General features: G+C 70.7%; 19 protein-coding genes. 2 read left to right on the top strand and 17 right to left on the bottom strand.

The genetic code is table 11. The annotated features are described in order from the left end of the window. Positions 1-62: 62 nt before the first annotated feature. Both P1V51_09850 and P1V51_09845 read right to left on the bottom strand, forming a co-directional pair. Positions 63-1,127: a hypothetical protein gene (locus P1V51_09850; protein MDF1563338.1), complete on the bottom strand. Its 1,065-nt coding sequence runs from the start codon at positions 1,125-1,127 to the stop codon at positions 63-65. After that, positions 1,124-2,644 (bottom strand): c-type cytochrome, encoded by a 1,521-nt coding sequence (locus P1V51_09845; protein MDF1563337.1) that lies wholly within the window; start codon positions 2,642-2,644, stop codon positions 1,124-1,126. The genes P1V51_09850 and P1V51_09845 overlap by 4 nt, the downstream gene beginning before the upstream one ends. 170 nt (positions 2,645-2,814) lie before the next feature. On the opposite strand from P1V51_09845, the gene P1V51_09840 reads away from it, so the two are divergent. Continuing rightward, positions 2,815-3,114 (top strand): PilZ domain-containing protein, encoded by a 300-nt coding sequence (locus tag P1V51_09840; protein MDF1563336.1) that lies wholly within the window; start codon positions 2,815-2,817, stop codon positions 3,112-3,114. A gap of 4 nt (positions 3,115-3,118) precedes the next feature. Here P1V51_09840 and P1V51_09835 read toward each other — a convergent pair whose 3' ends face one another. Next, on the bottom strand, positions 3,119-4,345 hold the full coding sequence (locus P1V51_09835; GenBank protein MDF1563335.1) for a hypothetical protein: 1,227 nt from the start codon (positions 4,343-4,345) through the stop codon (positions 3,119-3,121). Positions 4,346-4,627: 282 nt separating this feature from the next. On the opposite strand from P1V51_09835, the gene P1V51_09830 reads away from it, so the two are divergent. Next, positions 4,628-5,971, top strand: a complete 1,344-nt coding sequence (locus P1V51_09830) for a DUF2341 domain-containing protein (protein MDF1563334.1) — start codon at positions 4,628-4,630, stop codon at positions 5,969-5,971. A gap of 10 nt (positions 5,972-5,981) precedes the next feature. Here P1V51_09830 and P1V51_09825 read toward each other — a convergent pair whose 3' ends face one another. From P1V51_09825 to P1V51_09760, 14 genes are all read right to left on the bottom strand, one after another. Further along, entirely contained in the window at positions 5,982-7,694 is a 1,713-nt protein-coding gene (locus P1V51_09825) for a hypothetical protein (protein ID MDF1563333.1), read from the bottom strand. Between the two features lie 172 nt (positions 7,695-7,866). Then, positions 7,867-9,333, bottom strand: coding sequence for an aldehyde dehydrogenase family protein (locus tag P1V51_09820; GenBank protein ID MDF1563332.1), 1,467 nt, complete (start codon positions 9,331-9,333; stop codon positions 7,867-7,869). Between the two features lie 3 nt (positions 9,334-9,336). Then, positions 9,337-9,978 (bottom strand): MBL fold metallo-hydrolase, encoded by a 642-nt coding sequence (locus P1V51_09815; protein ID MDF1563331.1) that lies wholly within the window; start codon positions 9,976-9,978, stop codon positions 9,337-9,339. Between the two features lie 15 nt (positions 9,979-9,993). Next, positions 9,994-10,371, bottom strand: coding sequence for an iron-sulfur cluster assembly accessory protein (locus P1V51_09810; GenBank protein MDF1563330.1), 378 nt, complete (start codon positions 10,369-10,371; stop codon positions 9,994-9,996). A 69-nt stretch (positions 10,372-10,440) separates the two neighbouring features. Next, entirely contained in the window at positions 10,441-10,638 is a 198-nt protein-coding gene (locus P1V51_09805) for a hypothetical protein (GenBank protein ID MDF1563329.1), read from the bottom strand. Positions 10,639-10,647: 9 nt separating this feature from the next. Continuing rightward, positions 10,648-11,034, bottom strand: coding sequence for a CcmD family protein (locus tag P1V51_09800; GenBank protein MDF1563328.1), 387 nt, complete (start codon positions 11,032-11,034; stop codon positions 10,648-10,650). Then, entirely contained in the window at positions 11,031-11,714 is a 684-nt protein-coding gene (ccsA, locus tag P1V51_09795; protein ID MDF1563327.1) for a cytochrome c biogenesis protein CcsA, read from the bottom strand. The genes P1V51_09800 and ccsA overlap by 4 nt, the downstream gene beginning before the upstream one ends. Before the next feature lie 7 nt (positions 11,715-11,721). Further along, positions 11,722-12,402 (bottom strand): heme exporter protein CcmB, encoded by a 681-nt coding sequence (locus P1V51_09790; protein MDF1563326.1) that lies wholly within the window; start codon positions 12,400-12,402, stop codon positions 11,722-11,724. Positions 12,403-12,473: 71 nt separating this feature from the next. Next, complete coding sequence (locus P1V51_09785) at positions 12,474-12,707, bottom strand: hypothetical protein (protein MDF1563325.1); 234 nt, start codon at positions 12,705-12,707, stop codon at positions 12,474-12,476. Positions 12,708-12,784: 77 nt separating this feature from the next. Next, the gene (locus P1V51_09780) at positions 12,785-13,531 is read right to left on the bottom strand and encodes an ABC transporter ATP-binding protein (GenBank protein ID MDF1563324.1); all 747 of its coding nucleotides are present in this window, start codon (positions 13,529-13,531) and stop codon (positions 12,785-12,787) included. Further along, complete coding sequence (locus tag P1V51_09775) at positions 13,528-14,673, bottom strand: hypothetical protein (protein ID MDF1563323.1); 1,146 nt, start codon at positions 14,671-14,673, stop codon at positions 13,528-13,530. Before P1V51_09775 ends, P1V51_09780 begins: the two co-directional genes overlap by 4 nt. Further along, on the bottom strand, positions 14,670-15,422 hold the full coding sequence (locus P1V51_09770; protein MDF1563322.1) for a zinc ribbon domain-containing protein: 753 nt from the start codon (positions 15,420-15,422) through the stop codon (positions 14,670-14,672). The genes P1V51_09775 and P1V51_09770 overlap by 4 nt, the downstream gene beginning before the upstream one ends. A 35-nt stretch (positions 15,423-15,457) precedes the next feature. After that, positions 15,458-17,437, bottom strand: a complete 1,980-nt coding sequence (locus tag P1V51_09765) for a heme lyase CcmF/NrfE family subunit (protein ID MDF1563321.1) — start codon at positions 17,435-17,437, stop codon at positions 15,458-15,460. Between the two features lie 117 nt (positions 17,438-17,554). Next, positions 17,555-17,998, bottom strand: coding sequence for a cytochrome c maturation protein CcmE (locus P1V51_09760; protein ID MDF1563320.1), 444 nt, complete (start codon positions 17,996-17,998; stop codon positions 17,555-17,557). Positions 17,999-18,006 lie beyond the last annotated feature (8 nt).

Here is an 18,006-nt window from a genome sequence, read left to right as displayed (position 1 = left end):
ACGGGTGTGGGGGTAGGGACCCGGCAGGTCTCCTGCCGGGAAGGGGGGCGAGAGCTCCCCCTTCAGCGCGGGGGTGGGGCCCCGACGGCTTCGCCGGTGGGGCGGGGGTGCGCGGCACCCCCGGTAGTACGGAAAAGCTTCACCATCCAGAAGAGCAGGCCGAGCATGATCACGAAGCAGAGGATGAAGAGGCCGGCGAGGCTCCACTGGGCGTCCACCCGGATGCTGGCGGGGTCGAAGACCTCGCGCAGCTTCACCAGGCGCAGGATGTGGCGGGTGATCACCATCCCCAGCAGGGAGAGGAAGATCAGGGCGCCGCTCGGCACGAACTTCTTCTTGAAGAAGAGGTGGGCCGAGCCCAGGGAGAGGACGACCGCGACCGTCAGCACCCAGATGCCCGAGCTCTGCATGAAGGGCTTGAGGTGATCCCCCAGCATGCCCACGTAGGCGAGGCCAGCCAGGGAGGCGCCGATGAGGCCCCAGAGGTAGAAGGTCTTGCCGATCTTGAAGGCCTCCTCGTTCTCCCGGCCCAGCAGGCCCACGAAGTAGCCGCCGACGGTGAGGGCCCCCAGGAACATGTGCGCCCAGCGGAAGAACCACTCCCCCACCACCGGGTAGATCACCCAGCCGCCGGGGCTGTTGGCGTAGGCCGCGGCCATCTTCTCGGGGCTCTCCGCCATGGCGAAGACGGTGACGTAGACCAGGCTGACGTAGACCAGGCAGGTCAGCGCCACCACCAGCAGGCGGGACTTGCGCTCACCCGAGAGGTCGAAGAGGGCGGCGCCGTAGAAGGAGTAGTAGCCGAGGATGACCACCGGCACGATGGCCAGGAAGAACCAGGCGCTGGTCACCGCCGCCGAGTAGATCACCTGGCCGTAGACCAGCTGGGCGAAGAGCAGGGGCGCCACGCCCAGGGTCACGGTGGCGGCCATCACCGAGGGGAAGGCCTTCACGAAGGTCTGGACGACCGGGTTCTCCCAGCGATCGGTCCACTTGCCCCAGATCATGATCGCCACCCCGCCCAGGACGAAGTTCATCGCCACGAAGTGGAGGGTGAGGGTCAGGATGTGGAGGGTGGTCAGCAGCCAGAGGGGCGCGGAGAGGAAGTCATGGGTGGGAAGGTTCACGATGCGTCCTCCTGGGCGGCGGGCTCGAGCGCCTCGAGGAACTCGATCAGCGCCGCGCGCTCGGTGTCGTCTCCGGTGAAGGCGGGCATCTCCTCGGCGTACTCACCGGCCGAGTCGAGGAGCGCGCCGAGCTCCTCGGCGTCCGAGTCGACCAGCGACTCGCTGATGTCCCGGAAGCCCCCGAGCTCGTGGCAGATCCCGCAGCGCCGGGCGTAGACCTCGGCGCCCAGCGCCTTGCCCGAGAGTCCCGTGATCTCGGCCAGGGGCCGCTGGTCGGTGGCCCGCGCCAGGTAGTCGGCCAGGAGCTGGACCTCCCCCTCGCTCCCGGCGAAGGGGGGCATGTTCCCCTTGATGACCTGGGTGCCCTTGATCACGCCCGCGATGAAGTCGGTGTCCATGCCTCCGAGGGCGGGCTCGAGGGGCTTGTAGCCGTCGAGGGTGTGGCAGTGCCGGCAGGCGTGCCGGAAGAGGTCGGCGCCGGCGTCCTCGGTGCGGTAGGGGATGTGGGTCAGCATCCCCTCCTTCTGGAAGGTCTCGACCTTCGCCACCTCGATCCCGTTGCCGTACATGTAGCCGCCGATGACGTAGGGCTTGCGGGCCGACTCCCGGAACCACTCGAAGGAGCCGAAGGAGAGGATGCCCACGACCATCGCCACCGCGGCGATGGGGAAGACGAAGCGGCGGGAGAGGGCGATGCCGAAGACCAGGAAGATGCCCGCCAGCACGGCGGCCAGCACGTAGGTCATCTTGAAGGCCATCATCGGGGTGGGCATCTGCTCGACGAGGGTCGTGCGCATCGCCTCGGGGATGGCCAGCCAGTACCAGTAGAAGGAGGGCACCGTGATCGCGAGGCCCAGCAGGCCCCAGGCCGTGGTGTGGCGCACCGCCCGGGCCTTGAAGTCGTCGGCCTTCCGGCGAGAGAGGACCATCACGCTCCAGAGGCCCGCCATGGTGATGGCGATGCCGGTGCGGAAGACCAGCGAGGGCCAGAAGGTCGGGTTGAAGTAGCCGTCCCAGAAGCTGCCCGTCTCCAGCCAGGTGCCGGGGGTGAGCATGAAGGTGATGATCCCGTTGATCACCAGGAGCGAGCCCCAGGCCGCGCCGAAGTAGAGCCAGCCCAGCTTGAGGTGGGCCTTCGGGTCCATCTTCTTCCAGCCGTAGAAGTAGAGGATCGCCGCGGCGATCTCGACCACGAACATGGTCCACTCGATCGCCCAGGCCCAGACGTAGTGGCGGATCAGGGCCTCGGTGGCCGCCGGGTTCAGCAGGCCGATGATGAACCAGATGCCGACGCCGGTCAGCGCCCCCATCACCAGGGTGGTCAGCACGAAGAACTTCGAGAGGCCCTCGAGGAAGTCGAGGGTCTCGGTGTCGTTCTTCTTGCGGGCGATGGTCTCGACCACCACCAGGTAGAGGCCGCCGCCCACCGCGAAGTGAGAGATGAAGACGTGGAAGATGGCTAGCCCACCCATGAGGGGGCCGTAGCCGAAGGGGATGTCCCAGAAGGGGTAGCTCAAGATTGCCTCCGGAGTGCGCCTGGGTTGCGGGGGGCACAATAGTCTTCACGGCCGCAGATTCAATGGTGAAAGGAGGGGGGGAGGGCCGCCGCTTCCCTGGTCCTGGGGCCGAGGCTGGTCCTATGATGAGTCCGTCTACTTCTCGTGGGGGGCGACGAGGGAGAGCGCCGATGACCGAACAACGCAGCTTGCCGCGGGTCCCGCTCGACGCCGAGGTGACCCTTCACGACTCAGTCTCCGACGTCGTCGCCCACGGGCGGGTGACCAACATCACCATGGAGGGGATCAGCGTCTCCTCCGACGTGCCCTTCACGCCCGGCCAGGAGCTCAAGCTGCGGGTGGTCGCCGAGGAGGACCGGGAGGCCGGCCTCGAGGAGGCCATGGTGGCGACGCTTCAAGTATTGCGCTGCAGCGAGGAGGGTCCCCCCTTCGAGGTGGCCGGGCACTTCCTCGAGCTGAGCCTGCCCTAGGGCGCTAGCGCAGCTCGAAGAGGTGGGCCGAGCCCCGGGCGCGGGCCCCCACCGAGGTGTCGTGGTGGAGCACCCCCACGACCACCTCCTCGCCGTGCGCCGCCAGGCTCAGGTACCAGTACTGAGCGGCGGCGTTCTGCGGGGGCAGCTCGAGGCTCTCGCCGGGCACCCACCCGGCGTCGCTCTCCTGGAAGACCAGCACGCCGGGGCGCTCGAGGCCGAAGCCGGGCTGCGCGGCCGCCAGGAAGAGCCGGCCGCCGGCCAGCCGCACCTCGGTGGTGTGGCTGGTCGGGTGCCGGGAGGGGGGCGGCAGATCCCCGGGGAGGCGAGGAAAGAGGGCCACCCCCTCCCAGGCCCCACCGGGGCCGGGCTGGTAGATCACCGCCGCGCCGTCGAGGGCCCAGCGGCTGCTGCCACCGGCGATGGCCACCCGGCCCCGCTCGTCCACGTCGACGGCGCCCCCGAAGTGGCTCCAGCGCCAGGGGGGTCCGACCGGCTCCAGCTCGCGCTCGTGGTGGAAGCGGCCCTCGGCGTCCCGGCGGAAGAGGTGCGCTGTGCCCCGGAACCACCACCGGTCGACGTGATCTCTCGGGGCGCCCACCACCAGCAGGTCGCCGGTCCCCGCGAGGCTCATGCCGAAGCCGTCGCCCGGCTCGCCCCGGGGGTGGTGGAGCGCGCCCGCGTGCCGCCACTGCCCGTCCTCGCCGCGCCGGAAGAGGTGGACGCTGCCGGCGGGGTCGAGCCCGCCGCCCTCCTGGGAGGGCGCGCCCACCGCGAGGGTGTCGCCGAAGATCGCCACGGCGTTGCCGAACCAGCTGTGGCCGATGAAGGCGCCCCCGGTAGGCGGGCGCAGGGTGGCCACCACCTGCCAGCGCCCGTCCGGATCCGGCGCGTAGAGGTAGGCGCAGGCCTTCCCCGGGGCGCCGACCAGCAGCGCGTCGTCGCCGAGGGCCACCGCCGCGCCGAAGCGCCCCCCGAGCTTCGGCTGCGGCGCCGGGATCCGCTGGATCGGCCGCGCCCCGTCCCGCCGGTAGAGGTAGACCGCCCCGGCCTCCTTCTGACCGCGGACCTCCGTCAAGGGCGCGCCCACCACCCGGCCGGCGGCCGAGGCGTCGGCCCGGTAGCCGAACCAGTCGCGGGCCGGGGCCTCGCTCGCGGGCAGGAGCTGCTGGCGCTCGCCCGCCCCCAGGCAGAGGAAGATCAGGAGGAGGCAGGGCGCAGCTCGGGCCATGCCCTCTCTACGCACGAGGTCTCGCTGCGATCTGCGAGAACCGGGCTCCTCGGGGCGGAGATGCGAGCAAGCCGGACGCGGGTGGGCCCGGTCGATCGCGCTCGCCGGTCCACCGGGTGTAGGCTGCCGGGAGGCTCGCCCCTCTCGATTCCCCGGTTGGACGGTTCCCCATCGAGGTAGACGACCATCTTCCTGCGCCCCGCCACTCCCCTCCTCCTTGCCGCGCTGGCCGGGCTGGCCGCCTGTCGGGACGCGCCGCCGCCGCCCCGCCTCGAGGCCCTGGTGCCCGCGGGTTGGATCGAGGGCGAGACGGTCACTCTGCGCCTCGAGGGAGAGCACCTCTACTCCCGGGTCCGGGGCGATCTCGTCGATCCGGGGGCCGCGTCGGTCGACGGTCGCTTCCGTGTCGAGCTGGTCGGCGACCCGGAACAGATCGAGGTGCAGGCCGAGCTCGTCGCCGAGGGCCAGCTCGAGTTCGAGTCACCGGCGACCCTGGGCGCCGGGGCTTACCAGCTGAGCCTCAGGGATCCGCGGGGCCGTCGAGCCTCCCTCGCCGCGCCGGTCCTGGTCTCGCCGCCCGGGTCGGTGGTGCCCTGGCCGGCGATCCTGGACGGCCACGCCCACCGAAAGCGGATCGACATCCCGGCCCGAGCTCCGGCGACCACCGAGGGCGACTTCCCGGTGCTGGTCCACCTCGGGCGTGACGCCGAGCTCCGGGCGAGCGCGCTCCCGAGCGGCTGGGATCTGACCTTCGCCGACCTCGCCGGCAACCGGCTCGAACACGAGCTCGAGCACTTCGACCCGGGGACGGGGGAGCTCGTGGCCTGGGTCAAGCTCCCGGTCCTGGACACCGTGGCCGGCACGACCTTCTTCCTCTACTACGGAGATCCCACCGTCGCCGCCGATCCGAGCGTCGCCTCGGTGTGGTCGAGGGGCTTCGAGGGAGTCTGGCACCTGGCCGAGCTCGGCGCGGGCACGGCGGGCGAGTTCCGGGACGCGAGCGCGAGCGCCAACGACGCCACCGGCGGCGACGGGGTGGCGGCCAGCGTCCCGGCCCGGGTGCCGGCCCAGATCGGGTGGGGTCAGGACTTCGACGGCGTCGACGACTTCCTGACCACCGGCGTGAGCCTCATCGACGGTCAGGCCAGGGCCTCGGTGACCCTCTGGGTCCACCTGCGCAGCACGGACAACGCGATCCGCCCGGGGCTGGTCGGCCAGGACAACGCCATGGAGCTGGGCCTCTTCTGGTCCGATCGCATCAACCTCTGGACGCCCGACCAGACCGAGCTGTGCCCGGGCAAGACCGCCCAGAGCCTCTGCACCGCCGAGTTTCCCCTCGACGCCTGGTTCCACCTGGCGGCCACCCTCGACGGGGCCGAGGCCATCCTCTACGTCGACGGTCAGGAGAAGCACCGGATCCCCGTGGCCGCCCTGGGCAGCTCGTCGAGCCCCTTCAACATGGGCGGGCGGATCTTCGAGGCAACCGGTAGCACGATCGATGGGATGATCGACGAGGTCCGCTTCTCGAGCGTCGACCGCACCCCGGAGTGGATCGCCCTCGAGTACGCGAACCAGGCCGACCCCTCGACCTTCCTGCGGGTCGGTCCCGCTGAGGCGCACCCCTAGAGGAGCCGGCCTAGAGGTCCAGCAGGTAGGCGAGGGTGAAGACCAGGGTCGCCCGGGGGAGCTCGATGAGCTCCGGCTGACCCACCTCGAGGGTGAAGACCAGCTCGGCCGAGAGCGAGCCGGGGCCGAGGCGGCGATCGCCGCCGAGGAAGAGCAGCCCGCCCGGGCGAGCGATGACGGCCCGCTCCGGGCCGACCCGCGCCCAGACCAGCCCCAGGTGGGGCCCCACCCCCACGCGGAAGAGGAGCGCCGGGGTCGGGAGCTCGAGGGCGAGCGCCGTCCCCAGGTCGAGCGCCCGGACCCGCTGCACGATGGGCTCCGGCAGGCCGGGCTGGGCCGGGATCTCTCCTCCCCGCCACCAGAAGCCCGAGAGCAGGGAGAGGCGGAGGCGATGGGAGAGGAAGGGCAGGGGGGCATCACCGCGGATCCCCAGGAGCAGGGCGGTCGCCGGCGACAGGGTGCTCAGCACCCCCACCTGGGGGCCCACCCGCAGGCCGGGCGAGGCCTCGCCGAGCCCGACGGCGATCGTCGAGCGTGAGGGGCCGGCGGCGGCGACCACCTCCTTCGTTGCCGCGGGCGGGCGGCCGTCCTCCCTCTCGAGCTCGGGCGCCGAGACCTCGAAGGTCCGCCAGGCCGAGGCGAAGGCCCCGCGCTTCCCCCTCGCCACCACCTGCCAGCGGTAGGCGCCGGGCTCGAGCCCGGCCAGCTCGCAGTCGAGCGCGGACACCGTGCACCCCACGACGACCTCGTCCCCGTCCGCCCGGGCGAGCTTGACCTGGTAGTCCGCTGCCTCGCGGTAGGCCCTCCAGCTCGGACGGAGGGTCGGGGCGTCCGGGGCCTGCACGAAGCCGTCCTCGGGCGCGACCAGGAGCGGGCCGCTGGGTTGCACCTGGAAGCGGCCCCGGGTGACGGGCCCCTTCTCCCCCGCGCTACCGAGGCCCCGCACCGTCCACTCGATGCGTCCGGCCGGGGGCACGGGGAGCCGGAGTCGGTTGGTGGGGCTCTGGTGGAGGGTGGGGGCGAGCTTGCCTCGCCGGAGCGTCACCTCCCAGCCCGTCGCCAGCGGCACCTCGCTCCAGCGCAGCTCGACCTCACCTTCGCCTTCGACGAGGAAGGCGCGGGCGCCGGGGGCGAGGATCTCCGGCGCCGCCAGCTCGACCACGAAGCTGCGAGCCTCGGTGGGGGCCGAGCGGGCGCCGCCCGCGTCGATGCCCCAGGCGCGCCAGTGGAAGCGGCCGAGCCCGGGCACGGGCCGGCGGCTTCGCAGGTCGCCGGTCTCGAAGCGGGTCGTTCCCTCGGCGAGGCGAGGATCGCGGGAGATCTCGACGACGAAGCGGACCGGGGTCAGCTGACCGGGCCGCGACTCGGGTCCGGCGAGCACCAGCTCCATCGTCGCTCCGGCCTCCTGCGGGGTGATCCGGGCGCGATCCGGGGGCGCCTCGAGCCGGGGCGGATCGACCATCCCCAGGGTGATCTCCCTGGTCGCGCTCCACGGGCCGGCCCGGTCGTCCGCGTCCACGGAGCGCACCCGGTAGACGAAGGTGCCGCGGGGCGGATCCTTCCAGACGTAGCGGGTGGTGGGGACCTTCACCTCGAGGACCGGGCGGGCGAAGGCGGGGTCGCTCGCGATCTGCAGCAGGTAGTGATCGGCGCCCAGCACGGGCTTCCAGCGCAGGGTGACCCCGCTGCTGGCCCGGGCGGGGAGCGGGGCGAGCCAGAGCACGATCAACAGCCTCGATCCGAGCCGGCGCAGGCGTACACCGAGCGCGCGGGGCCTCCCCGCGTGGGTGTCGGTTCTCCGGATCATCGCTGCGGTCACCAGGGCCCCCGGCGTCGAGTCCTGGAGACGATACTACGGCAGCGCGTCGCTGTGCCCGAAGCGCCGGGCGGAGGCCTCAGCCCAGGTGCGTCCAGACGCTCTTGGTCTCGGTGTAGAGATCCAGGGCGTGGCCGCCGAGCTCGCGGCCGAAGCCGCTCTCGCCGAAGCCGCCGAAGGGCAGGTCGGGATCGTACATGTTGTAGGTGTTGATCCAGACGGTGCCGGCCTTCAGGGCCTGCGCCACCCGGTGACCCCGGGCGCCGTCGGCGGTGTGCACCGCGGCGGCGAGGCCGTAGGCGGTGCCGTTGGCGATCTTCACGGCCTCGGCCTCGCCCTCGAAGGGGATGACCGAGAGCACCGGGCCGAAGATCTCCTCCCGGGCGATGGTGGCCGCCGGGTCGACGTCGGCGAAGACGGTCGGCTGCACGAAGTAGCCCTTGCCGCCGGTCGCAGAGGTGTCGCGCTCGCCACCGCAGCAGAGGCGGGCGCCCTCGGCCTTGCCCTTCTCGATGTAGCCGAGCACCCGCTCGAGCTGCCCGGCGGAGACCAGGGGCCCCATCCGGGTGGTCTTCTCCAGGGGCGAGCCCAGGGTGAGCTTGCCGGCCTTGGCGGTGACCGCCTCGACGACCTGCTCGTAGATCGGTCGCTCCACCAGCAGGCGCGAGCCCGCGGCGCAGACCTCGCCCTTGTTGTAGAAGATGCCGGTCAGGGCGGTCTTCACCGCCGCGTCCACGTCGGCGTCGGCGAAGACGATGTTGGCGCTCTTGCCGCCCAGCTCCAGGGAGAGGCGCTTGAGCGAGCCGGCGGCGGTGCGCATCACCTGCTGGCCCACCGCGGTCGAGCCGGTGAAGGCGATCTTGTCGACGCCCGGGTGCTCGACCAGCGCCTGCCCGGCGACCGAGCCGAGGCCGGGGATGACGTTCAGCACGCCGTCGGGGAGGCCGGCCTCCCGGGCGATGTCGGCGAGCTCGAGGGCCGAGAGGGGGGTGAGCTCGGCGGGCTTGAGCACCACCGTGCAGCCGGCGGCCAGGGCCGGCGCGACCTTCCACATGGCCATCAGCAGGGGGAAGTTCCAGGGCACGATCGCGCCCACGACCCCCACCGGCTGGCGCAGGGTGTAGAGGAGGGTGCCCGGCTTGTTCAGCGAGGTCTGGCCGTGGAGCTTGGTCGCCCAGCCGCCGTAGTAGCGCAGCAGCTCGGCGGCGAAGGGGATCTCGATCTTGCCGGAGTCGAAGAGGGTCTTGCCCGCGTCCCGGCTCTCGATCGGCGCGATAGCGCCGCGGCGCTCGTCGAGGATGCGCGCCATCTCGAAGAGGATCCGGGCGCGCTGGCCCGCGTCGAGGCCCGACCAGCGGCCATCGTCGAAGGCCCGGCGCGCGGCGGTCACCGCGAGGTCGACCTCGGCCGCGCCCGCGGCCTGCACCTCGGCCAGCACCTCCTCGGTGGCCGGCTCGATCACCTCGAGGGTCGCGCCGCTCGCGGCGTCACGAAACGCTCCGTCGATGAAGAGCTGCCTGAACCGGATCTCGCCGACCTCGCCCATGATCTAGCCTCGCACGAAGGGGTTGGTCTGCCGCTCGCGCCCGATGGTGGTGTCCGGGCCGTGCCCCGAGTGGACGATGGTCTCGTCGTCGAGGCTGTAGAGCCCCTCGCGGATGCTCCGGGCGAGGGTGTCGGCGTCGCCGTCCGGGAAGTCGGTCCGGCCGACGCTGCCCGCGAAGAGGGTGTCGCCCACCAGGACGTGACCATCCAGGAGGAGCGCGCAGCCCCCCTTGGTGTGGCCCGGGAGGTGACGCACCTCGATCTTCAGGGTGCCGAACTCGAGCAGGTCGCCGTCGGAGATCCAGTGATCCACCTTCGGCGTCGGGATCGGCGGCACGCCGAACATCGCGCACTGCTGCGGCAGGGAGGAGAGCCACATCTTCTCCCCCGGGTGAATGTAGAAGGGGAGGCCAAAGCGCTCCTGGAGGGCGTGCACCCCGGCGATGTGATCGATGTGCCCGTGGGTGTTCACGATGGCCCGGGGCGTCAGCCCGTGGTGCTCGAGGCGGCCGACGAGGGCGTCGAGGTCCGCGGCGTCGAAGGAGCCGGGATCGACCAGGACCGCGTCCCCGCTCTCGGGGTCACCGACGATCCACGTGTTCTCCAGGAAGGGCCCCCCTTCGAGGCCTTCGAACAAGAGGGACATGGGAGCTTCCTCGTATCAGGCGAAGGAGGAGCCACAACCACAGGTGGTCGTGACGTTGGGGTTCGTGAACTTGAAGCCCGCGCCCATCGGGCTGCTGACCCAGTCCACCTGGCACCCGGCGAGGTAGCCGATGGAGAGCTTGTCCACGAAGAACGAGATGCCCTGCTGTACCCAGACGGTGTCGCCCGGCCGCGAGCCCTTCTCGAGGTTCATCGAGTACTGGAAGCCGGCGCAGCCGCCGCCGACCACGGCGACCCGGATGCCCAGGTCGGGGTCGGGCTCGGCCTCGAGGGCCGTGCGCATCTGCTCCAGCGCGGCGTCGGTCAGGACCACCGGCCCGGAGGTGGGCAGCTCGGCTGCGGGCGTGCTCTCGTTGGCGGCGTCGGTGCTCATGCAAACCTCCCGATTCGAAGGCGGACAATGTGGATCCGCCCCACCGATGCCGTCAAATGGGGTGCGGCCCTACTGCTGGGCGTGCCTCGCCGCGCGCTCGGCCTTCCGGCGCTCGCGCTCCTCCTCGCGGGAGGCCTCGCGGCTCTTCTGGTTCTCGGCCTCCCGCAGCGCGGCGCGGCCGCCGAGGACCCAGCCGGCGACGAGGCCGACGGCCACGCAGACGGGGATGTAGAGGATGTGGGCCAGCGTGAAGTGCGACTCTTCCATGGGGGCGTCCTACTTTCCGTCCAGCTCCAGGAGCCGGGCCTGGAGGGCGTCGATCTCGGCCTTGAGGGCCGCCTGCCGGCGCCAGAGGTAGAAGAGGTAGAGGAGGGTGAGCAGCCAGATCACCACGTAGGAGACGATCACCAGGGGCGGCGCCTCGATGGGGGACTGCGCGGAGCCGGCGCCGCTGACCTGCTCGTAGCCCGGAGGGGGCGTGGGCGCCTCGGGGGCGGCCGCGGGCTCGGCGGGAGCCTCGGCGGCGGCTTCAGCGGCGGCCTCGGCCACGACGGGCTCGGCGGCCTCGGCCTCCGGGGTGGTGGCGTCGGCCGCGACCTCGCCCTGGGCGAGGCAGAGGGTGGGCGAGAGGAGGAGGAGGGCTGCGATCAGGCGAAGGGTCATCCGTGGATCTCCTCGAGGTCCTCGAGGTGGAGGTGCAGCTCGTCCAGGCGCCCCTCCTGCCGGCCGATGGCCAGGCGGAGGGCATAGAGGACGGCGAAGAGGAAGATGAAGGCGAAGACGCAGGTCCACAGGGCGGTGGCCATGTCGGAGTTCAGGCCGCCCTCGGAGACGAGGCGCGGGGGGTGGGTGCCGCGCCAGAGATCCACCGACCAGTAGATCAGGGGCACCTGCAGCACCGCGAAGATCGAGAGGCCGGCCGCGAGGTTGCGCGCCGAGTGGCCGCCGTAGGCGCGTACCACCAGGTAGGCGACCAGCACCAGCCAGAGGAGCAGGGAGGAGGTCAGGCGCACGTCCCAGACCCAGGGGCGGCCCCAGGCCTTCCATCCCCAGAGGGGGCCGGTGATGAGGACCATCAGGCCGAAGATCACGGCGAGCTCGGCGGCCCCGCGGGCGGCCCGATCGGCGCCGTCCTTCTTGGTGATCAGGTAGCCGATGCTCGAGCCGGCGTTGGCGGCCACGGCCAGGAAGAAGATCCAGGCCACGGGCACGTGGAAGTAGAAGATCTTCTGGACGAAGCCCATCTGGGCCTCGACCGGGGCGTGGAAGAAGGTCAGCCAGGTGCCCCAGGAGAGGAGCACGGCCGAGACCAGCCAGGCGGCGGCGAAGAGGAGGTTCTTCATGGGCTTCCTAGTCTATGACCAGCCGCTCGAAGGTCCAGAGCGCGCCGACGAACATCAGGACGTCGAAGACCCCCAGCAGGGTGAGGAAGAAGTTCAGCTGATCCCAGTGGGGCTCGGCGGAGAAGGCCTGGGTGGTGGCCATCACCCCCGAGATGAAGAGGGGCATCAGCAGGGGGTAGAGGACGATGAAGAGCAGCAGGTCGCGGGCCTGGCTGCGCGCCATCAGCGCCCCGAAGAAGGCCCCCACCACCGAGAAGCCGAGCAGGCCGAGCAGCAGGGTCAGGAGGAGCCAGCCGCCGTGGAGGAAGAGAGGGACGTCGAAGAGCACCGCCACCAGGGGCACGATCAGGGTGCTGGTGACCAGCAGGAAGAAGAAGATGCCCAGGGCCTTGCCCAGGTAGATGGCCGGCCGCTCGGCGGGCGAGAGGAGCAGCGCCCGCAGGCCGTCCGCCTCCCGCTCGCGGTCCCAGGCGCGGGAGAGCCCCAGGGTGCCGGCGAAGGCCAGGGAGACCCAGAGGATGCCCGCGGCCACGTCCGGCAGGGGCGCCCCGCCCCGCACGAAGGCGAAGGAGAAGACCAGGACCACCAGGACCGAGAAGAGCAGCATCGAGATGAGCAGCTCGCCCGAGCGCAGCTCGATCTTCAGGTCCTTGGCCAGCACGGCGCTGGCTTCTCTGAGGATGGCCATGGGGCCCTCCTATCGCCGAAAGCTCGGTGGGGTGTCCAGCCCGCCCGGAGGCGCTCCGGGCCGGCTGGCGATCAGGGTGTGAGGCAATAGTGGACGGTGCCGTTCCAGCGCCGGGGACGGAAGGGTGAGCTGGGGTTGGCGGTCAGCGGGTAGTCGACCCCCACCCCGGTGCGGATCTCGAGGTAGGCGTCCGGGCTGCTGCCGTCGCGGCTGTCCGAGTCGTCCACGGCGCCGAAGCAGCCGCCGGAGAGGAGCAGGAAGGGAAGGATCAGGAGCAGCCCGGAGCGGATGGGAAGGGAGCTCATCGGCACGCCACCTCCAGGAAATCGTTACAGAGCATTCATCGTTAGCACCCGGCTCCGGGGGGTGGATGTGAGCGGCGTCAAGCGCTGGCCCGAGCCTTCACCGCCGCCGTGTGCTGCCGGTAGAGCTCGGAGAGCTGCTCTCCGCTCACCGGCTCCTCGACCACGTGCTGCAGCTTGCCCCGGGCGAGGATCACGGTCCGGTCGGCGAGCTCGGCGGTGACCTGCAGGTCGTGGGAGACCAGCAGGACGATCCGGCCGGCGGCCTTGGCCTGCCGGACGATCTCGATGAGGCGCTCGGAGGCCTCGCGGTCGAGGCCGGTGAAGGGCTCGTCGAGGAGCAGGAGGCGCGGGTCGGTCATCAGGGCCCGGGCCAGGGCCAGGCGCTGCAGCATGCCCCGGCTGTAGGTCGAGGCCGGGCGATCCCAGGCGGCCTGGATCAGGCCGACCTTCTGGAGCATCGCCTCGATGGCCGCGCGCCGCTCGGGCACGTGGTGCAGCTTGCCGAAGAAGTCGAGGTTCTCCCGGGCCGAGAGCTGGGGGTAGACCAGCGCGGCATGGGAGACCAGGCCGATGGACCCGCGCGCCCGCTCGCCCGCCTCCCGGAAGGAGAGCTCGCCGTAGCGCACGCTCCCCGAGGAGGGGGAGAGGAGGGTGGAGAGGATGGCGAGGAGGGTCGACTTCCCGGCCCCGTTGGTCCCGACCAGGGCGGTGACCTCGCCGGCGCGCAGCTCGAAGCTGAAGTTCTGCAGCGCGCGCGTGCGCCCGAAGACCCGGCCGACCTTCTCGCAGGTGACCGTGTCGAAGGTCGGCGCCGCGTGGCTCAAGGGCGCTCCTGCGGCTCCGCGGAGGTGCTCTCCAGGGTCCGCAGCACCGCCGCCAGCTGGTCGATGGCCGCCTGCCGGTCCTCGGTGAAGGCCTCCTCGTCGATCCGGCCCTCGGCCCGGTCGCGCTCGAGCTCCTCGAGGTCGGCGAGGAGGGTGTCCCGCTCCTGGAGCAGGCCCTTGCGGGCGGCGCTCTCGAGCTGCTCGTCCTTCACCGGCGCCAGCCCGAAGCCGAAGCCGACCAGGGCCACCAGGAGCGAGAGGACCAGGGCGTACCAGCGGCCCTTCTGCGAGCGGACCTCGAGGTTGTTGATGGTGAAGCTCAGGGTGCCGGACTGCGGGCGCAGGGTGGCCAGGCGCCACTGGCGGCCGTTGCTCTCCCGGAGCTCCTGCCGCTCGACCTGCGGGCCAGTGAACTCGAGGCCGGGCTCCTCCTGCATGAAGGCGCGGGCGGTGCTCCAGGGCACCTCCACCTTCTGCTCGAAGCGCACGGTCGAGGAGTCGAGGGGCAGGTCGTAGCGCACCTGCACCTCGGTCTGGCCGGGCATGAAGGGGCCGGGCACCGAGGCGCCGACGTGCTCGAGCTGGAAGACGGGGTTCCCGCCGACGCCCGTGACGTTCTTGAAGCCCTTGGCCAGGGGGATGGCGAGGCCGCCCTCGGGCGAGAAGGCGCTCTTGCTCGCGTTCTGGATGAAGAAGACCTCGGTGATCTCCAGCCGGTTGCCCATGTTCTCGAGCTGCACGTGGCTGTCGGGGCCGAAGGAGAGATCCGCGATCGAGGCAGAGGAGGAGGAGAAGACCTTCATCTCCAGGGAGAGGCCCGCGCCCGGCTGCCCGGCGAAGGCCTTCTCGGGGGAGGTGAACTTCACGCCGTCGAAGCGGCCCTCGGCGAAGAGGACCACGCCCACGCGGAAGGGCACGTCGACCACGAAGAGGCCGGCCGCGTCGGTGGTGCCCTCGCCGTAGGTGATCTGGCCCCCGCCGGGGGGCTCGCCGATGAGGCGCAGCGCGAGGCCGGCGACGGGCTCACCCTCCTGGGTCACCTTCACGGTGACCTTCTCGAGGGGGCCGTCCTGCTGGGCCAGCGCGCCCAGGGGGAGCAGGAGGAGGGAGAGGAGGAGGAGCCGGGTGATCGAGGGCTTCATGCCTCACCTCCACCGAGCTTGGTGCCGCAGCGGGTGCAGAACTCGGCGTCCGCCTCGTTGCGGGTCTCGCAGGAGCCGCAGACCACCGGCAGGGGCAGGCGGCTCCCACACTTCTTGCAGAAGCTGGAGTCGGCGTCGTTGGAGGTCTTGCAGCTCGGGCAGGTGACGCCCGTCGAGTCTGCGCTCGCCGGAGCCTCGGCCGCCGGCGGGGCGGCCTTGGTCGTCTCGGCCTTCCGGGGCTCACGGCTCGCTGCGGCGCCGGTGGCCTTGCCGAGGTGTTCGGTGGCCAGGGCCTCGGCCTTCTGGCGCCAGCCCTCGAACTCCTCGTCGATGGCCTTGAGCACCCGCAGGGCGTCGCGCTCGTAGCGGGTGCGGAGCACCTGGAAGTCGCTCTCGTTGATCTTGTTCATGGAGCGGTCGAAGTCGAGCTCCTTGAGCGCGGTGAGGATCTGCTTCTTCTCCTCCTCGAGGGCCGCGTGGCTCGTCAGCGACTCGGCCAGGGAGCTGTCCCGCCTGCCGCGCAGGGAGGCGAAGGTCTCCCCGAGGAGGAGGACGGCGAGGGTCGCCGTGGCGGCGGTCAGCGCCAGGAGGACCCGGGCGGCCGCCGGGTCGGTGCCCCGGCCGAAGCCGATGACGAAGGCGAAGGCGAGGGCGCCGAGGATCCAGATCCAGATCGTTCCGGCCTTCTTCTGCCGGTCACCCCGGGCGGGGACACCGAGCAGGTCCGATGCTGCGATGGGAGTCTTCATGGAGGGAGTCTTTCGTCCGTGCGAGGGAAGGACCGTCAGGCGGTGCTGCTGCTGCCGAGGTGCTTCTTCCGGTGGCGATCCGGCCACATCACGATGACCATGCCGAGGATGAGGAAGGCCGAGCCGATCCAGACCCAGATGACCAGCGGGTTCACGATCAGCCGCAGCATCACGTGGCCGGTGCTCTCATCGAAGCCCGCGAAGATCAGGTAGAGGTCCTCGATGATGCCGGACTTGATCGAGACCTCGGTCGTGGGCTGCTGGCTCTTGCGGTAGAACCACTTGGCCGGGTGCTTCTCGGCGAGGAGCTTGCCGCTCTGATCGAGCACCGAGATCACCGCGGTGTGCTCGTCGCGGTGGGTGGTGCTGCCGACCCGCAGGTCGTCGAAGCGCACGAGGTAGCGGCCGATCGGGGCGGTCTGCCCTCGCGTGATGGAGACGTCGGTCTCTTGCTTGTAGGCCTCACCCGCCCAGCCGAAGAACATCAGCACGATGCCGAAGTGGATGACGTAGCCGCCGTAGCGCCGCTTGGCGCGGCTCATCAGGCCCACCAGGGCGTCGACGGCGCCCTCGCCGGTGTTCCTCATCCGCACCCGGGTGCCGCGCCAGAACTCCTGAATGATGGTGGTCGTGACCAGGCCGCAGAGCGCGAAGTTGACGATGGCCGCCACGCCGCCGGCCTCGGTGGCGCCGAGGGCGACCGAGAGGGAGCCGGTGGCCACGGCGCCGAGCGCCGGCCAGGTGAACTGCTTCTTCAGCGAGTCACCCGAGGCCTTGCGCCAGGCGATGAGGGGGCCGACGCCGGTGAGGAAGAGCAGGATCAGGCCGAGGGGCACCATCCACTTGTTGAAGAAGGGAGGCCCCACCGTGATCTTCTCGCCCATGAAGGCGTCGGAGATCGACGGGAAGATCGTGGCGATGAGCACGAAGTAGGCCATCCCCAGGAGGATCCAGTTGTTCAGCAGGAAGGAGAACTCCCGGGAGAACACGCTCTCGATCTTGATCGGGCTCTCGAGCTCCTTGCGGCGGTAGAACATCAGACCGAAGGAGAGGAGCAGGGAGCCGGAGAGGAAGGTCGTGAAGTAGGGGCCGACGCTCGACTGGGCGAAGGCGTGGACCGACTGCACGACGCCGGAGCGGGTGAGGAAGGTGCCCAGCAGGACGAAGGCGAAGGAGTGGATCACCAGCACCATGTTCCAGTTCTTGAACATGCCCCGGCGCTCCTGGATCATGATCGAGTGCAGGAAGGCGGTGCAGGAGAGCCAGGGCAGGAAGCCGGCGTTCTCCACCGGATCCCAGGCCCAGTAGCCGCCCCAGCCCAGCTCCTCGTAGGCCCAGAGCATGCCGAGGATGAGGCCGAAGCCGAGGAAGAACCAGGCGGTGAGGGTCCAGCGGCGGGAGAGGCGCAGCCAGGTCTCGTCGAGCTTCCCCGAGGCCATCGCGGCCACGCCGAAGGCGAAGGGGATGACCATGCCGATGTAGCCCAGGTAGAGCATCGGCGGGTGGATGGCCATGTAGGGGTTCTGCAGCAGGGGGTTCATCCCCTGGCCGTCGCTGGGCGCCGAGCCGATGAAGGTCTCGAAGGGGTTGGCCGGGAAGAGCAGGAGCAACATGAAGAAGGCCACGTTGCTCATCAGCACGGCGGTGGCGTAGGGCACCAGCCGGGTCTGCTTGCGGTTCCACCAGAGGGCGGCCGCCGAGTAGAGGGAGAGCAGCCAGGCCCAGAAGAGGAGGCTGCCGTCCTGCCCACCCCAGAAGGCGCTGATCACGTAGGCCAGGGGCATCGTCCGGTCGCTGTAGTGCTGGACGTACTTGACGCTGAAGTCCTGGGCCGTGAAGAGGTAGATCATCGCGAAGGCCGAGACCGTGACCAGGGCCGTGGTCGCGAAGGCGGCGACGTAGCCGGCCTGCTCGAGCCGCGGCATGCGGCGGCGATAGCCGACGACGCTGGCGGCGCCCGAGAAGACCGAGACCACCAGCGCGACCATCAGGGTGAGGTAACCGAGTTCGTGCATCTGTAGAGGCTCCCTGTCGGGTGGAGCGGGTGGGCGTTCCCGTCGCCCTCTCTTCAGGAGAGGCTGCCGGGAGGTCGCGGTGTCAGCTGCTGCTCACCCTGCGCGCAGGGTGAGGAATCAGGAGTCCGTGGTCGCCTCCTCGGCGCCGTCGGGGTGGGTGAGGCCGGACTTGTCAGCGGCCTCGTACTTGGAGGGGCACTTGGCGACGACCTCGTGGGCCTCGAAGGTCCCCTTCTCGGTGAGCTTTCCGGCGACGACCACCTCGGCGTCGTCCTTGAAGGTGTCGGGCACGATGCCCGCGTAGTGCACCTGGAGGCTCTTGCCGTTCTTCTCGACCGTGAAGAGGTAGTCGAGGGTGCCCTGCTTGTTGAAGATGGAGCCCTTGGTGACGTGGCCCCCGAGCTTCAGGCGCTTGCCTTGCCAGGCGCCCGGATCGACCATGACCTCGTCGACCTGCTTGTCGTACTCCAGGTTGTCCCCCAGGCTCTGGTAGACCAGAGCCCCCAGCCCTCCACCGACCACGACAACGCTGGCGACGATCTTGATGAGCTTCCTGGACATCGAAGTTG

The sequence above is a fragment of the Deltaproteobacteria bacterium genome, from assembly GCA_029210625.1.
Classification (GTDB): Bacteria; Myxococcota; Myxococcia; order SLRQ01; family SLRQ01; genus JARGFU01.
This window is presented reverse-complemented; position numbering and strand designations above follow the sequence as displayed.

Bases quoted from the DNA above. Each gene is read 5' to 3' on its own strand.
- P1V51_09840 (MDF1563336.1), top strand. From the start codon at position 2,815: ATGACCGAACAACGCAGCTTGCCGCGGGTCCCGCTCGACGCCGAGGTG.
- P1V51_09835 (MDF1563335.1), bottom strand. From the start codon at position 4,345: ATGGCCCGAGCTGCGCCCTGCCTCCTCCTGATCTTCCTCTGCCTGGGG.
- P1V51_09820 (MDF1563332.1), bottom strand. From the start codon at position 9,333: ATGGGCGAGGTCGGCGAGATCCGGTTCAGGCAGCTCTTCATCGACGGA.
- P1V51_09815 (MDF1563331.1), bottom strand. From the start codon at position 9,978: ATGTCCCTCTTGTTCGAAGGCCTCGAAGGGGGGCCCTTCCTGGAGAAC.
- P1V51_09810 (MDF1563330.1), bottom strand. From the start codon at position 10,371: ATGAGCACCGACGCCGCCAACGAGAGCACGCCCGCAGCCGAGCTGCCC.
- P1V51_09805 (MDF1563329.1), bottom strand. From the start codon at position 10,638: ATGGAAGAGTCGCACTTCACGCTGGCCCACATCCTCTACATCCCCGTC.
- P1V51_09800 (MDF1563328.1), bottom strand. From the start codon at position 11,034: ATGACCCTTCGCCTGATCGCAGCCCTCCTCCTCCTCTCGCCCACCCTC.
- ccsA (MDF1563327.1), bottom strand. From the start codon at position 11,714: ATGAAGAACCTCCTCTTCGCCGCCGCCTGGCTGGTCTCGGCCGTGCTC.
- P1V51_09790 (MDF1563326.1), bottom strand. From the start codon at position 12,402: ATGGCCATCCTCAGAGAAGCCAGCGCCGTGCTGGCCAAGGACCTGAAG.
- P1V51_09785 (MDF1563325.1), bottom strand. From the start codon at position 12,707: ATGAGCTCCCTTCCCATCCGCTCCGGGCTGCTCCTGATCCTTCCCTTC.
- P1V51_09775 (MDF1563323.1), bottom strand. From the start codon at position 14,673: ATGAAGCCCTCGATCACCCGGCTCCTCCTCCTCTCCCTCCTCCTGCTC.
- P1V51_09770 (MDF1563322.1), bottom strand. From the start codon at position 15,422: ATGAAGACTCCCATCGCAGCATCGGACCTGCTCGGTGTCCCCGCCCGG.
- P1V51_09765 (MDF1563321.1), bottom strand. From the start codon at position 17,437: ATGCACGAACTCGGTTACCTCACCCTGATGGTCGCGCTGGTGGTCTCG.
- P1V51_09760 (MDF1563320.1), bottom strand. From the start codon at position 17,998: ATGTCCAGGAAGCTCATCAAGATCGTCGCCAGCGTTGTCGTGGTCGGT.